General features: G+C 52.2%; 13 protein-coding genes. 6 read left to right on the top strand and 7 right to left on the bottom strand.

Features of this window, described 5'->3' with window-relative positions; translation table 11 throughout:
• The first annotated feature begins 9 nt into the window (after positions 1 to 9).
• The 3 genes from ACKI61_RS05480 to ACKI61_RS05470 are packed head-to-tail and all read left to right on the top strand — an operon-like array spanning position 10 to position 3322.
• A complete protein-coding gene (locus ACKI61_RS05480) occupies positions 10 to 1548 on the top strand; it encodes a hypothetical protein (protein ID WP_407456765.1) in 1539 nt (512 codons plus the stop codon).
• Between the two features lie 6 nt (positions 1549 to 1554).
• Positions 1555 to 2853: a U32 family peptidase C-terminal domain-containing protein gene (locus ACKI61_RS05475; RefSeq protein ID WP_407456764.1), complete on the top strand. Its 1299-nt coding sequence runs from the start codon at positions 1555 to 1557 to the stop codon at positions 2851 to 2853.
• A 28-nt stretch (positions 2854 to 2881) separates the two neighbouring features.
• Positions 2882 to 3322 (top strand): hypothetical protein, encoded by a 441-nt coding sequence (locus ACKI61_RS05470; protein WP_407456763.1) that lies wholly within the window; start codon positions 2882 to 2884, stop codon positions 3320 to 3322.
• Positions 3323 to 3341: 19 nt separating this feature from the next.
• Here ACKI61_RS05470 and ACKI61_RS05465 read toward each other — a convergent pair whose 3' ends face one another.
• Genes ACKI61_RS05465 through ACKI61_RS05440 form a run of 6 tightly spaced genes read right to left on the bottom strand, consistent with a single transcriptional unit; the run spans position 3342 to position 11093 of the window.
• A complete protein-coding gene (locus tag ACKI61_RS05465) occupies positions 3342 to 4598 on the bottom strand; it encodes an SUMF1/EgtB/PvdO family nonheme iron enzyme (RefSeq protein WP_407456762.1) in 1257 nt (418 codons plus the stop codon).
• A 49-nt stretch (positions 4599 to 4647) separates the two neighbouring features.
• The gene (gene cdaA, locus ACKI61_RS05460) at positions 4648 to 5490 is read right to left on the bottom strand and encodes a diadenylate cyclase CdaA (RefSeq protein WP_407456761.1); all 843 of its coding nucleotides are present in this window, start codon (positions 5488 to 5490) and stop codon (positions 4648 to 4650) included.
• Positions 5487 to 6359 (bottom strand): dihydropteroate synthase, encoded by an 873-nt coding sequence (folP, locus tag ACKI61_RS05455; protein ID WP_407456760.1) that lies wholly within the window; start codon positions 6357 to 6359, stop codon positions 5487 to 5489. The genes cdaA and folP overlap by 4 nt, the downstream gene beginning before the upstream one ends.
• A complete protein-coding gene (gene ftsH / locus ACKI61_RS05450; protein WP_407456759.1) occupies positions 6359 to 8503 on the bottom strand; it encodes an ATP-dependent zinc metalloprotease FtsH in 2145 nt (714 codons plus the stop codon). The genes folP and ftsH overlap by 1 nt, the downstream gene beginning before the upstream one ends.
• A 17-nt stretch (positions 8504 to 8520) precedes the next feature.
• Positions 8521 to 9984 (bottom strand): ATP-binding protein, encoded by a 1464-nt coding sequence (locus tag ACKI61_RS05445; RefSeq protein ID WP_407456758.1) that lies wholly within the window; start codon positions 9982 to 9984, stop codon positions 8521 to 8523.
• Complete coding sequence (locus ACKI61_RS05440; RefSeq protein WP_407456757.1) at positions 9981 to 11093, bottom strand: hypothetical protein; 1113 nt, start codon at positions 11091 to 11093, stop codon at positions 9981 to 9983. Before ACKI61_RS05440 ends, ACKI61_RS05445 begins: the two co-directional genes overlap by 4 nt.
• A 57-nt stretch (positions 11094 to 11150) precedes the next feature.
• On the opposite strand from ACKI61_RS05440, the gene ACKI61_RS05435 reads away from it, so the two are divergent.
• Positions 11151 to 11453 (top strand): hypothetical protein, encoded by a 303-nt coding sequence (locus tag ACKI61_RS05435; RefSeq protein ID WP_407456756.1) that lies wholly within the window; start codon positions 11151 to 11153, stop codon positions 11451 to 11453.
• Positions 11454 to 11541: 88 nt separating this feature from the next.
• On the opposite strand, the gene ACKI61_RS05430 is transcribed toward ACKI61_RS05435, so the two are convergent.
• Positions 11542 to 14100, bottom strand: a complete 2559-nt coding sequence (locus ACKI61_RS05430; protein ID WP_407456755.1) for a DUF3656 domain-containing protein — start codon at positions 14098 to 14100, stop codon at positions 11542 to 11544.
• Positions 14101 to 14188: 88 nt separating this feature from the next.
• On the opposite strand from ACKI61_RS05430, the gene ACKI61_RS05425 reads away from it, so the two are divergent.
• Together ACKI61_RS05425 and ACKI61_RS05420 are read left to right on the top strand one after the other, a co-directional pair.
• Entirely contained in the window at positions 14189 to 14413 is a 225-nt protein-coding gene (locus tag ACKI61_RS05425) for a hypothetical protein (protein WP_407456754.1), read from the top strand.
• A 242-nt stretch (positions 14414 to 14655) separates the two neighbouring features.
• Positions 14656 to 15288, top strand: a complete 633-nt coding sequence (locus ACKI61_RS05420; RefSeq protein ID WP_407456753.1) for a hypothetical protein — start codon at positions 14656 to 14658, stop codon at positions 15286 to 15288.
• The last annotated feature ends 123 nt before the right edge of the window (positions 15289 to 15411 follow it).

The raw sequence follows: 15411 nt of genomic DNA, 5'->3' as shown, positions 1-15411 counted from the left end.
GAGCCTTTTATGAAAATTCATTTGTCCTTACCGTTTACATTCTTTGCGGTAACGTTGTTTTCGTTGTCTGCATTTGCAGCTTCGCCTGTGCATGGTCCCGAGAATGTCCGCAACTTGCGACTGCTTGAAAATTCGCCACTCTTGTTTGAACTGCACCATGTAACGATGGGGGAGGGCCGCCAGTTTTTTGCTTACCCGCGCCGCGATACGACATTCCGCAAGAATTTTGTGGAAAGTGAAAAGAATGCTTTGCTGTATTATGACAATGCAAATGGTGCGTCTATTTCTGGGCACGGAAGGGCGGACTCTGTTTCACAGCCCCGCATTGCGGTGGCGATGTCCCTTGTGGGTGGTATCGATTACCGTGGTGGCGAGGCTCTGGGCGATACAGTTTGGCCCGCCATTGATGGTGGTATGTACTTGCGCGGCTTCGCGGATTCGGTTGATTTCGTATTGGATGCCCGTATTTACGATGAAGGCCATTCTGCCGATAAGCCGCAGTCGTTTGACGGTGAATTTCTGGAAGTCCAAAAAGAAGAAAACAATTCGGGATTGGAATACACGAGCTACGCCCGCTACCGCACGCATATTGCCTTGAACTACGATTGGCTGCGTCTGGACTTTGGCCGCGATGTGATGCACTGGGGCCCTGGCTACTACAACAACCTGAGTCTGAACCAGTTTGCGCTTCCCTACAACATGCTTACGCTCGATATGCAGTTTGGTCCGTTGCGCGTTGTTTCGTTCTACGGCGACTTGCGTATTTATTCTAGCATGAGCATGAAAAACAAGGATGAAAACCGCAACATTTTTGGCCATCGCTATGAACTTGCGGTGGGGAATGCTACATTCGGTATCAGCGAACTTCAGATACAGTACGACAACCTGAAACCCTGGCTGTTCGTGGCGACTGTACCCCTGTTCATGGAAAAAGGCAACTATTCCGAGGACAGCAACAATGGCTCCCTTGCGTTTGACTTCAATTACCGTCTGTTCAATTCGCTGCGTTTCTATACGGAATTCTACCTCGACGACATGGAAAGCCCCGTGAGCCTGGTGAAGAACGACAATATCGAAGCCAAGTGGGCTTGGATGGCGGGTATGCATGGCGCCCATGATTTCAAGATCAAGTCCCACTTGCTGGAATCGGGCTTTATTGCTGAATATGCCCGCATCGAGCCTTATGTGTATTCGCATTTCCATGCAAACACGGCTCAGATGGCGCATCTGGGACGCCCGCTCGGAAGCCAGGCCGGTCCCAATAGCCAGACTGTGGATGCGACGGTGTATGGACGCCTTGACCACCGTGTATTTGCCTCTCTTCGTAACACCTGGTTCTGGAAGGGTACGGATTACGGTAGCGCGGTCAACGATACGACTCCGCGTCGCGACCACATGAAGATCCACAAGAAGTTCCTGGACGGGGCAAAAATGCAATATTCGCTGACTCCTTCTGTTAGTTATGAAGGGCAGTATGTGTTCTTCTTGGGCGAGATAACCCTGTTTAACGACGAAAAGGTGTATCTGCGTACCGGATTCAAGTGGTAGGCGCCTATGTTTGAACTACTTGCTCCTGCAGGCGATTTGACTCGTCTAAAATACGCCTTGGCGTATGGTGCCGACGCGGTCTATGCGGGTCAGCCCGCCTTTTCGCTTAGGGCCCGCGAGAATGGCTTTAAGAATCTGGACGATTTAGCCGAAGGCATCGAATACACGCATCGCCTAGGCAAGAAGTTTTACTTGACGAGCAATGTGATTCCGCGAAACGTCAAGGTGGAGGCTTTCCAAAGGGCTCTCCTTTCAGCCATAGACTTGAAACCCGATGCTCTGATTGTGGCCGATCCCGGCTTTGTCGGCTGGATTCGCAAGGTCCGTCCCGAAGTAGAGATTCACTTGTCGGTGCAGGCGAATACGACGAATTATCTGGCCGCCCAGTTCTGGCAGGGGCTCGGGGTGCGCCGCATTATCTTGAGCCGCGAACTGCGATTGTCGGAAATCGTAGAAATCAAGGAGCGCTGCCCAGACCTGGAATTGGAAGTATTTGTCCATGGGGCTGTTTGTATGTCTATGTCTGGCCGCTGCATGCTGAGCAACTGGGTGACCCGCCGCGATGCAAACCAGGGTGCCTGCGACAATAGTTGCCGCATGCCGTACCGCCTGTATGCCAATCCCGAGCCGCAGTGCGAAGACTACCAGGAGCATGTGGGCGAATTTAGCCTGCAACGCACCGACCGCGAAGAGTTGCCTCCGATCGCACTGGACGAAGACACCTGGGGCACCTACTTTATGAGCAGCCGTGACCTCTGTGCGCTCGAAGTGATTCCCGACCTGATGAAAGCGGGACTTGATTCATTCAAGATTGAGGGCCGCACCAAGTCGGTCTACTATTTGAGTCAGGTGGTTCGCACCTACCGCATGGCGATCGATGCCTGCAAAAAGCAACTTGAATCGGGAAAACCTCTTGAAATACCCGAGGAATCGCGCCGGGCGATTTCATTTGTGGATGGCCGCGGCTTTATGCCTGGATTCATGCGCGGACCTTTGCCGCAGAACTATGAATCGACCCACGAGGATGCTCCGGGGGGATGTGTCGCAGCCCAGGTGCTCGGCTATGACGAGGCGACGAATTCCTGCCGTGTCAATGTGAAGAACCCCTTCGGCATGGACGATTCCCTTGAATTGATGACCCCTTCGGGACAGTTTCCTTGTGAAGTTTCTTCGATGAAGAATTTCAAGGGCGAAGATGTCGATCGACTCCATCCGGGGACCGAAGGTATCGTTTTTCTTGATGGGAAAAGGCCGGAAAAGTCTGAAAATGATATATTTTGCTTTTTTATTAAGAAAAAAGCATAAATCTTTATATTTTTTTTAAATTTAGAGCATGGCCGTTGATGAAGCGACAAAAAAGCAGGATGAACTGGAACTTTATCAGATAGACGATAAAGCCATAATGCCTTTCTTTGAGTGCCATATCGAAGAATTGCGCAATTTCATTCAGGAACGCAAGTCGCAGAATCTTTCTCTGCTGGAACTTCTCAAGCAATTCATTCGCACCTACAAGCTGCCTTTCAACATGCAGCGCTACATGTCGGTGCAGACGACCTATATCAAGCAGGTCTTGCAGGAACGCATGCAGGATCGTCAGATTGCAGTCAGTCACTGGATTCAGGAACATGCGGGTCGCCATCGCAACCGCATGATTCAGCTGCAGTGCCTGTATCTGGACCGCATCAAGGACAATCTTCTTCCTGAAATCACGAAGCTCCTTGAGCAACGCATAGAAAATCTCCAGTCGAAACTGGAGAATAATCAGAAACAGTAGTTTTTGTAGCTCTTAAGGGTTACTTGCAGCACCTGAACCCTACATTCGGGTACTGGTTCTGCGGGTAGAAGCTGAACTTGTTGTCGGTGCACTTGCTTTCGTTGTTGGTGTTCCAGGCTCCACCGGTGACCAAGTACATGTTCGGGTGATCCTTGCTCGTGGTCGAAGTCCATTCCCAAAGGTTTCCGTTCATGTCGTACATGCCATACCAACTGCGGCACTGTTCCTTGCGGCCGCTGCGCTTGGCGGCCTTGGTGTTGGTGTTGCACTTGTTTTGCTTGTAGCTGTCGCCGTAGCTGTAACGCGTGTTGTCCTTGCTCTTGCAGGCGGCTTGCCATTCGGCTAGGCTGCACAGGTGTTTGCCTTCTTGCTGGCACAGGCTTGCGGCCTGTTCCTGGCTCACCATGTCACGGGGGAGTTCGTCGGCCTTGTTGGGGTATTCGTAGGCGTCCACGCAAACGGTCTTGCCGCCGAGGGGAACGGGGTAGGCGTTCTTGCCGCAGATGTTGTCAGATGCCATGTCGTACTTGGCTTCTTGCCATGCGGAGCGGTTCCCTACGGAGTCGACAGCATAGTAGAATACGGAACCGGTCTTGTTGTATTCGGTGGCTTTGCCTGCATCAATGGGATTCAGCGTGTCGCCAATAGAGAGGAAAGTCTTGCACTTGATTTCTTCGCACTTGACCTTGAGCTTGATGGGGTCGTAGTAGCGGCCTGCGGGCGGTGCGATTTCGGCAACGGGCGGAACTTGGTCTGCAGCGCGGATGCTGTCCTGGATGCGTTTCTTTTCGAGTGAATCCGCTTTCGCCTTTTCGATGACAGCGAGGGAGTCTGCGATGCGTTGTAGGCTATCGGCGCGGGCCTTGTCTATGGCGGCGAGGCTGTCCTTAATGCGGTTCAGGCTGTCGCGTACATGGCGGATGCTGTCGCGGTTCACATTGTTCTTGATGGCCGCGAGGCTGTCTGCTACGCGCAGGCTGTCGGCAATACGCAAACTGTCTGCGAGATTGTCTGCGTTGAGCTTGGCAAGGGAATCTGCCATGCGGATACTGTCGGCACGAGCCTTTTCGAGAGCGCGGAGACTGTCGAGCGTATGACGGCGCTGCATTTCAAGGGCTGTTTCCTGTTCCTTGGCTAGCGCGTCTTGTTTGATTTGGTCCAAGTGGCACTGTACCAAAAAGAGCGTGACCAGCAAAAGGAACATCAGCACCAGTATGGCGATGTTCTTTTTCTTGCGTTTATTCTTCAACTGCTCTTCGTTGTTTTTTTCAGTCATAAAATTTTCCTTAGATTCCTCATTCCTCAAAGCGAAGCGACCTCAAACCTCAGTTCCTCGCACTTTCTTCCGCAATTTCTGTTTTCGCGGTTTCTCGCACGTCGTTAAAGAGTTCGCCCCAGTGGCGGATGATTTCTTGCTTGAGTTCGCCTACGCTGATGTTTCGGCGCAGGCTGTTGCGGTAGGCAATGGAAATGTAGCCCGTTTCTTCGGATACGACGATAACGAGCGCGTCGCATTCGGCAGCCAATGCCTTGGCGGCGCGGTGACGCATGCCGTAGCCCGCTTCTTTTTCGGCGTTACCGGTGGGCATGGGCAAAATACAGCCGGCGGCAATAATGCGCTTGGTGTTCATGATGACTGCGCCATCGTGCAAAGCGGAATTCGGGAAGAAGAGGGCGCGCAAAAGTCTAGAACTGATTCGGGCGTCCAAGATTTCACCGGTGTCGGCGTAGTTACGCAGGCCCACGCGCTTTTCAAGCACAATCAGGGCTCCCGTGTGCGTTTTTGCCAAGTCCTGGCAGGCGCTAGCGATTGTCTTGGTGATTTCGTCGAGACCGCTGGAATGGAAAAATAGGTTGTGGAAGTCGAGCTTGCTGGCGGCCTGACCGATACGGGTGAGGGCGCTTCGAATTTCGGGCTGGAAAAGAATCACAAGCGCGATAATGCCGAGGGTTGCAAGGTTACTGATAAGCCACACGACGGTATGGAGTTCCCACCACTGCGCAATAATCCAGGCGAGAATCAAAAGTAAACCACCGAAAATCATTTGGGCGGCGCGGGTGCCGCGGAACAGCAAGAAGATGTAGTAAATGATAATCGAAATCAGGAGCACGTCCAGAATATCTGCCGGACGCACATCGATAATCCCGAATAACTTAAACAGAATCATGTTCTCAGAGCCTCCAAATAAAGCAGAGATTCCTTGGCCTCTTTCACGTCATGCACGCGAATGCAGCTGGCGCCACCGAGTACGGCAACGATTCCTGCCGTAACGGTCGGAATCAGACGATCGCTATTTTCGAGGCCGGGCATTTTACCAATATAGGACTTGCGCGAGGTCCCGATGAGAACGGGGTAGCCGTCTTTCAGGAATTCTTCAGTTGATTTCATCAAGTCAATGTTGTCCTGCGCTGTTTTTCCGAATCCGATGCCCGGGTCGATGCAAATTTTTTCGCGTTCGACACCGAGGTCCAAAAGCTTTTTCACCTGCGACAAGAGTTCTTCGCGGACTTCCTGCACCACGTTCGTGTACGGTTTGAAGTCCTGCTGCATGGTGCCGAAGTTTCCGCGGATGTGGTTGAGGACTACGGCGGCCTTGGTGTCTGCGACCGTCTGGAGCATGTTCGGGTCCATGGCGCAGGCGCTAATGTCGTTGATGATGTGCGCTCCGAGCTTCATTGTTTCGGCAGCAACCTTTGCTTTGACCGTATCGACCGAGATGTAGAATTTGCGTTCCTTGGCGAGTTTGGCAAGGCGTTCCACCACGGGGCAGACTCGGTCCAGTTCTTCTTGTAAGCTAACGGGGGCGCTTCCCGGGCGGCTGCTTTCGCCACCGATGTCCAAGATTTCAGCGCCTTGCTCCAGGAGCATCAGGGAGTGTTCGTAAGCGGCGTCAGGCTTGTTGTGCTTGCCGCCGTCAAAAAAACTGTCCGGAGTCACATTCACGATACCCATGATCAGCGGGGTTTTGCAAGGCAGAACCTTGTTCCCGATTTTCCAGGGGAGCGCGCGGCTGTGTTCCAGAACTTCTTTGAACATTACGAATTTTCCTGTTTCGGTTCTTCGGAAGACTTTAGCGTTTCGGTATGGGCTTCGCCATCATTCGCCGGAGTGGTTCCGGTGGCGGGAGCAGGCTTGATTTCGGCTACGGGTGCATCAGTGACCGGTGCGACCGGTGGCTGTTTGCCCGGGTCAGGTGGCGGCGTATTTTCGCGCTTCTTCTTTTCTTCCATTTCTTCGAGCGCCTTGTACTGGCGGCTCTTCTTGGTGCCGGTCAGTTTTTCGCCTGCCATCACGCGGTCAATTTCTTCGCGGTCGAGCACTTCGAATTCAAACAGCGCTTCGGCGAGGTCAATCAGCTTGTCCTTGTTTTCTTCGATGAGTTTCTTGGCGGCCTGGTCCAGACGCTTGATGAGGTTGTTCACCGCATTGTCAATCTTTTCGGCCATCATTTCGGACATTTCTTTCGGCTTGGAAATTTCGCGACCGAGGAACACTTCGCCGTCGGTGCGGCTGTAGCAGACCGGCCCGATTTCGTCGTCGAAGCCCCATTCCGTCACCATCTTGCGGGCAAGCTCCGTGGCGCGCTGAATGTCGTTGCTCGCACCCGTGCTCTGGTGGTTGAAGAAGATGAGTTCGGCGAGGCGGCCTGACATCATGATCATGATGCGTTCTTCGGCGTATTCGCGGCTGTAGCTCACCTGGTCGCGTTCGGGCAGACTCATGGTCACGCCGAGGGCGCGGCCGCGCGGAATAATCGTAATCTTGTGGAGCGGGTCAGAATGCTTGCACAAGAGCGTCATGAGGGCATGGCCTGCTTCGTGGTAGGCGGTGTGGCGCTTTTCTTCGTCGGTCATCAGGAGCGTGCGGCGCTCGGCTCCCATGCTGAGCTTGTCGCGGGCTTCTTCAAAGTCGAGCATCGTGACCTTCTTGTTGTTGAATCGTGCGGCCAAAAGGGCTGCTTCGTTCACCAGGTTTTCAAGGTCTGCACCTGCAAGTCCGGGGGTTCCCTTGGCAACGGACTTCACGTCTACGTCGTCGGCCAGCGGCACCTTGCGCTTTTTCAGGTGAACCTTCAAGATTTCTTCGCGGCCCTTCAGGTCGGGGAGTCCCACCACAATTTGGCGGTCAAAGCGGCCCGGGCGGAGCAGTGCCTTGTCGAGCACATCCGGACGGTTCGTGGCGGCAATCAAAATCACGCCTTCGTTGGCGGTAAAGCCGTCCATTTCCACCAACAACTGGTTCAAGGTCTGTTCGCGTTCATCGTGACCGCCACCGAGACCAGCACCACGCTGGCGACCGACGGCGTCGATTTCGTCGATGAACAGAATACACGGAGCGTTCTTCTTGCCGGTTTCAAAGAGGTCGCGCACGCGGCTTGCGCCCACGCCCACGAACATTTCCACAAAGTCCGAACCGGACATGCTAAAGAACGGTACTCCTGCTTCGCCTGCAACGGCACGGGCCAAAAGCGTCTTACCGGTACCCGGAGGGCCAACCAGCAAAGCGCCCTTCGGAATGCGTCCGCCGAGGGCATCAAACTTTTTCGGGTCCTTCAGGAATTCCACGAGTTCCTGCAAGTCCTGCTTGGCTTCGTCGCAGCCGGCCACGTCGTTAAAGGTAGTCTTCTGCTTGCCGTTGAGCTGGCGGGCTTGGCTCTTGCCAAAGCTGAAGGGGCTCTTGCCTCCGCCTCCCATCTGGCGATTCATCATGAAGTAGAAGAAAACAATTAGGATGATGACGGGGAGAAAGGCTACGAGTGTATCGAGCCAGGTGCTAGATTCGTGGATGACCTTAACCTTCACGCCCTTGTAGACTTCCCATGCGGTAATCTGTTCGTTGCTCACTTCGAGCATGTGGCTGCGGAATGCCTTGGTGTTGCCGTTGTCGGCTGACTTGGTAAAGCGGGCGAGAGCACTCTGGTTCTTTTTCGCTTCGGCCTTTTCTTCGGCACTCATTTCGCGCTTGCCTTCAATAATCACGCCATCGGGGGTCTTTTGCAAGGTGAGTTCGGTAATCACCTTGGTGGAGTCACCCATCATGGCCAAAAATTCGGTGCGCGTAATGTCCGAGTTGCCGTCTTTCCCTGCGAGCGGGAACATGACGAACAACAAAAGAATCATCACCAGTAAAATGATAAAGTTCTTGCTACGGTAGGGAGGGGTCGGTTTAGGTTGACTCATAAATTCCTTTTATACGTTCACTTGCAAGATACAAATTTTAGGGCTGCCTCAACGCTTTCAAATTCGCAAATCCTGACAGTAGAGCCGTTTTTGGCGATAGCTCGCTTGCGGTAAGCGGCTCGTACGGGAATTTTAACATGGGCGGGCTCCGTTTGGCTGTAAAAGAAGCCAATCGGAAAGCGGAATCCCTGCTCCGAAAGCCATAAACGGAACATTTCGGAGAGGTCGGCGTCGGCGTTGGCGAGAAAAATTTTGCGGAGCGCCTTTTTGTTCAACGAGATGAGAGATGAGGGACGAGTTGTGAGAGAAGTGTCATCCTGAGCGGAGCATCGCGGAGTCGAAAGATCTAGTGATTTGTCATGCCCGACTAGTTCGGGCATCTCCTTTTCAAGAGACACAATAGGATTGAACAACTCGTTGCATTTTTCCATCACTTTCGCGTATGCCTTATCGGCAAGCCTGGCAACCTTGCAAAGCTGCATTGTTGCCCCTGGGTTGGTTTCTTCCAGGTGGGGGAGATATTCGTGCCGCGTCTTGTTCCGTGCAAATTTTACATCGGTGTTGCTTTCGTCTTCGCACCATGTGAGATTATGCTCGCGGGCGTAGGAGAGGAGGTCTGCGCGGGTGACGGAAAGGAAGGGACGGTAGATGAGGTGTGGAGTGTGAAGTGTGGGGTCGGTCGCTTCGCTCCCTTTGATGTATGGGGCACGAGGTATGAGGTCGCAGCCTTCGGCTGCTTTGAGGTATGGGGTCGCAACCTTCGGTTGCTTTGGGGTATGGGAGGCTTCGTCTAGAACGCGAACTTCTTGAATCCCGCGTAACCCGGCGAGGGTTGTGCCGCGGCGGAGTCGCATGTACATGGTTTCCGCTTGGTCGCCTGCATGGTGCGCCGTGACAATGACAAATGAGGGATGAGGTGTGAGGTCGCAGCCTTCAGCTGCTTTGAGGTGTGGGGCCGCAACCTTCGGTTGCTTTGTGGTATGGGGTATGGGGTCGGTCGCTTCGCTCCCTTTGAGGTATGGGGTGTGAGGTGAGGGGTGTGCTGTGTGGAGTGTGTCATCCTGAGCGGAGTGTAACGGAGTCTCTTTGGTCACTTGGGCTTCAGCCCTTAGTGATCCATGATCCCCCTTGCGGGGAGAAGGATCCAGAGCAATCTCGACCAGCGCTTTGTACCTGGCGTCTCGTGCGTTTTCTTCTAGCGAGCCTTCGGCATTTTTCAGCGATTCGCCATCCAAACGTTTCAAGAAAAATGGAACGTTATACTTGCGCGCGAACGTCTCGACAAAAGCGGCGTCGCGGTCAGCTGTTCCGACCCGCAGCCCGTGATGCACATGTGCAATTCCGAGCCATTCAATGCCGAGCGCTTCGCGGTTTGCAATGAAATAATGCGCTAGGCAAATGGAATCCAACCCGCCCGAAACTGCAAGCAGCAGGCGTTTGAAACCATGATGGCGAATATTTTGTGTTAGATCAAAACTCAATCAAATAGGCTCTCTAGGCAGGCGTCGAATTCTTCTTGGTTGCCTTTTGCGTAAGTTGAAACATATCCGTCGTAATCGTCAATTTGAAGATAGGGAAGATATTCTTCGGAACAGTATTTTGACGATTTGACAGGAGTCCTTTCTGATGTTAAAACGCATTCTTTTTTATCTGTAGATATGACTATTTTTGTATAAATTGTTTCGTTGTTATTTATAATTTTGTTTGTTAATTCATCGATGGATATTGCTCCCTTGTCTTTAAAATTTATGAGTGTCTTGACACCTGAGGAATTTACGGTAATTCCGTTATCTGCATATTTTAAAGCCCTTTCTGCGTCGCTCATTTCGTCGTAAGGCCCGAGTTCTGTGTGCGAGATTTTTTCGATAATTTCAAATATTTCGTAGTCATAATTGAAAGGATATGTTTGGACTATATAAATGGTGTCCTTTGTTATAAGATAGGAATAGCTTTGTTTACAATTGGTATAATCGCCGTTTAGGCTGTAATAGCAAAGATGTTCCCACTCGCTTTCGAGTGCTGTATTCTTTCCGTAATAGGTTTCCTTTGCGTTGGGTTCTTCATAAGTCCCCGCAAGGATAATGTCTAAATCCACATGGTTAAGAGTGAGTGTATCGTTGGCAATCGCATAGAAATAGGCGTTGTCAGAGGTGTCCGCCTTTAAGGTGAATGTGCCATTTTTGTAAATGCATCTTGGCTGTGTTGTATAAAAATAGGGCTTGCCGTCTAGTTCGCCGAAAGTAGGAATCTGCTTTATGACAATCTTGTTGTCGCCGATATCAGAAATGCTTTGATTATATGAGGATGACGAAGGCGGTTCATTTTCTGTACTAGAGGAACTGGCTTCTTGAACGCTAGATGATGATTCAGCCTTGTCGCTAGAAGAACTTGCTTCTTGAACGCTTGAAGAAGAATTCTGTTCTTCTTTTTTTTCAGAAGACGAACTGACGATTTCCTCGTCCGAAGACGATTCGATAGCAACTTCTTCTGAAGAAGACGAAAGTTCCTGGTCATTTGCAGATGAAGAATTGTCGTCACCGCAGGCGACCATCAGTAGGGCGGAAAATAGAATGCAATATGCTTTTTTCATATCAATCCTTTGTATGTCCTAAAAAATAATTTATATTTACCCCTCAAGGAGGCTTCTATGGCTAAAAACAGAGCGAATGCGGCGGGCAAGGTTGCCGATGCCGCAACAGAAAGCGCAAGGATGCGCATGCTCCGCATAGACGGCTCCCAGAACGGAGCCACGTTGCGAACAAGGGTTGTCCGCGACAAGACAAAGTACAACCGGAACTTGAAACACAAGAAGTCCCTCGCCGATGCGGGGGATTTTCCTTTTATGGAAATGTCCGTGATTTTTTCAAAAGTTTACAAATTTTGCAAACACTTGTTTGCAAGATTGTCTTTGCGTTTGCCTACATTTATCTGTGCCGGTGAATGCCGGTAAATTGCATCATTAACCTGATAGCAACTTTCAGTTAGGGAGTCCCGCCAATTCTAGATGCGGCGGGGCTTCTTTCAAATGGTAGTATGCGTTATTTCTTGCGGTCTTGCCAGGTGCTTTCGTTAAAGAGCTGGCCATCGGAAAGACCGTATTTTTCTTGAATGCCCGCTTCGCGGATGGCTTCTTCGACCGAAATCTTACCTTGGATGGCCTGCGTGTAAATCAGTACCTTGCGCCGAACCGTTTCGGCATCTTCGGTGAGCATTTCGAGTCGGAAGTGGAACACTCCCGCACGGCGAAGTTGGGGTAACAGCTTGAGTGCTGATTGCGGCTTGCCTACGAACAAAGTGTTGCGGCATTCTGCATCGCTCTGCAAAAAGTGGCGTTCGCCCTTGTGATCCAGAATTTCCACCTTGTGCATGGTGCAAATTTTTCCGCATTCGGGGAAGCGGCGTCCCGTGGTGAGAGCGCGCGCAAAGGCGCAGTATTCCGAATGAAATGCGGGCATGTACTGGTGCAGCGTGAGTTCTAGGCGACTGCCGTCGATGTTCTCAAGCAAATCGAATAGCTGTGTGCTGTTGAGGTCCCACGAAGGGTGGAGTGTCGAAAGTCCCTGCGAGAGGAGCCAGTCGTAGCTTGCGCTGTTTGCTGCGTTCAAGCTGTAGTCGCCCGTGAGCGGGATCCCGTTTTCTTTAAGGATAGAGAGTGCCCCCAGGTTTCGCACCAGGGCAAAGTCCGGGCAAAGTCGCAGGATGTTCTTGATGTAATGGCTTTCGCCCGGCTTGTGGATGCGAAGCGTCGCCATGCCCGCCGCAAAGCCGAGGTCGTGGATTTGCTGCAGGGAGTCGTCGTATTTGACGCCCCAGTCAAAATCCATGATGACGCAGTCGATGGCGAGCCCTGCGAGAGCGGCAATTTGGTCGGGATTGCGGACAAGTACCGAGATGATCGGCTGCTTTGGGGCGGTGACAGGCGTTGTGGACTTGAATTTGACGCGCGTTCCGTTCAGGAAAGACATGCCTAAACTTGCACTTGGGTTCAGTGGTTTCCATTTGGTACGGATTTCGTCGAGTTTTTCGGCAGCGTTTTGCCGGAGCGTCCTTAGGACTTTTCCTGGGATGAATGCTCCGCGTTCCACTTGAATGTCTAGGTGCTTTAGCTGGTAGGCGGTCGAACTTAAGGCAGAAAGTTCCTTTTGTACCAAGTCGCAGAGCGCCTTCTCGGTTTCGCTCTTGCTGCGGCTTTCAGTGCTGCGAGAAGCTTCAAGCGGAGCTTCCGTTTCGACTTCAACGAAATGTTTCGGGCTGTCGCTTATTGTAAGCTTTAGCGGTTCGCCGATTTTTCCGGAAAGGACCATGTTCACGGGGATTCGTTCTTCAAGGTTCCTGTCGGTAAATGTCTTGCGCAGCTCGCGTTCCAAGGCGGGGGAGTCGTTGCGGTAAACCTGCATGCCTGTGGAAATTTGCCGAATGTCAAAGTCGCGTCCGAATTCTAGTTTCAAGAATTTTGGGTCGCCGCGTTTGGTATGCGGTAAATGAGTGATTTGCGCTGAGTAGAGTCGGCTGCCGATACTTACACCGAGTGTAGCATTTTCAAAGAGAATTCCGTCGCCTGGCTGCGGGTATGCGGCATTTTCTCCTGCGTCGGAGATTGTACTATCGAGACCGACGATGACTTGTCCGCGGTCCATCTTATAGACGGTGCCAAGATAAAGTCCGTGGTGGTTGCTGAAGGTGCCGTTCACCAGTTCCTGGTGGTTGTCCCCGTCGAGCCATCCGGTGGTAAGTCCGCGGCTGAATAGCACTTCCAAGGGTTCCATGTCCTTGGTATCAAGTGGAATCCGGTTCAGTGCCTTGCGGTAGGCTTTGGCGACGGCTGCCACATATTCGGGGCTCTTGAGTCTGCCTTCGACTTTGAGCGAGTTGACTCCGATTTCCTCCAGTTCATCTAGCTTGGGGAGCGCACAAAGGTCGCGTGTGCTGAAAAGGTACTGGGCGTCGGTGTCGCGGTATTCCTTGCCGTCAACAAAAATGCGGTAGGGTAGCCTGCAGCTTTGGGCGCACTGGCCGCGGTTAGCGCTACGTCCGCCAAAGTTTTCGCTGGTCAGGCACTGGCCCGAGTAGCTGACGCAAAGCGCTCCATGAATAAATACTTCGAGTTCAAGATCGGTGGCGGCCTTGATGGCGGCAATTTCTTTTACAGATAGCTCGCGGGCGAGTACGGCACGGTTGAAGCCGATGCTTTTCACAAAGTTCACGCTTTCTGCACTGGCAAGAGTCATCTGCGTGCTGGCGTGGATTTCCTGGTTCGGACAAATGGCGCGAATCAGGCGGGCAAGTCCGATATCCTGGATAATAAAAGCGTCCGGTTCAAGCGAAATAATTTTTTCAAGGAATTCAGGTAGTGCCCAGAGTTCTCGCTCAAACACGAGCACATTCATTGCGAGGAAGGTTCGCACTCCGCGGATGCGGGCGTAGCGAATCATGTCACGGACATCGTCAAAAGTGAAGTCTTCGGTGCGGCCGCGGGCATTCCAGTGCGGAACACCGAAATACACTGCATCGGCGCCGTTTTTAACGGCGGCTTCGAGCATTTCGCGGGTTCCTACCGGCAAAAGCAGTTCCGACGATGTCGTTGCACTCGTTTTCATAGGAAAAAAGATAGAAAACTAGAATAGTGCCTGCTACGGTGAGTTGGAATGGTTCTTGCTTTGATTAATTATTTGCTATATTCTGAGCATGAACTCTAGATTTACTTTGTCTGTAATAACCTTTGCCGTGTTTGCTGTTTTTGCGCTGTCCTCTTGCGCCGATAAAGAGGCCGAAGCCGAAATCAGCCGATTGGCAAAGGAAAACGCAGAACTTTCGAAGACGGTCGATTCCTTGCAGAAGAACCTGGACTCCCTGACGGCCTACGGGGATTCTGTCAAAAAGTCACTCGAAAAGCTCGATATGCATCCTTAACTGCCACCGGTAGAGCGGCTTTTTTTTATATTTGCCGCCGTGGCTAACAATGGCCTACCGCCTAGCGGTAGCCCCTTATAGTTTCGCTGGCCCAATTTGCCCGAAACCTTATCGCCGTCAAGCCTTTAAGGAGGCGCTAGTAAGATGGCTTTAAGCACACACAAACAATAACCAGCCACACCGCATGCGGGTTTATTTCCAGCCTGCACCTGCGGTCAACCCTTACTTATGAGGTGCCCCGAATGGAATACATCGCACTCGCACTCTCACTCATTGCAGTGATTCTGTGCATCGTTATCCTGACTAAGGTTAACAAACTCCTTACTATGCTTCGCACCCCGATTTTCAAGAAGCTCACGCCCGATATGAATTTGAAGCCCGGTTCCCGTCGCCCGATCAGCGCACAGGAAATGGCTCAGCGCGGCGAAAAGGGCAATAAGGAAAATCGTCAGAACAACGGTAAGGACCGTCCTGCCAAGGAAAACCGTGACAACCGCGCTTCCCAGCAGAACCCTTCTCGCAATGAACAGCGTGAAAATCGCGGCAACCGCCGCGATCGTCGCGAAGGCCGTCCTGAACGTCCGCGTCGCGAAATGAACGTCGAAGCCCAGGCCGCTCCCGCCGCAGTTGAAGCTCAGGCTCCTGCAGCAGCACCGGTTGCTGAAGCTCCGGCCGCTGAAGCCCGCCGTCCGCTGGCTCCGCGCATTCCGGTTGAAACTCCGGCCGCTCCTGCCGCCGCTCCGGTCGCAGCACCTGTTGCTCCCGTTGCCGAAGCTCCTGTTGAAGCCGTCGAAACCACCTTCGATCCGTCCAAGGTCCGCTATGGCCGCCGCAACGTGATCAAGAAGGCTCCGGAACTCGCTGACGAAGACTAATTGAGTTCGCGTTTATAACGCTAAAAAATCCCTCGGTTCTTACCGAGGGATTTTTAATTTGTATAAAAAGGCCCCGCCTGGGGCGGGGACGATACTTCTAACAGTCAACTTTCTACGGTCTAC

The sequence above is a fragment of the Fibrobacter sp. genome (genome assembly GCF_045601785.1).
In the GTDB taxonomy this organism is placed as follows: domain Bacteria; phylum Fibrobacterota; class Fibrobacteria; order Fibrobacterales; family Fibrobacteraceae; genus Fibrobacter.
The sequence above is the reverse complement of the archived record's forward strand: the minus strand, read 5'-3'. Positions and strand labels throughout refer to the sequence as shown.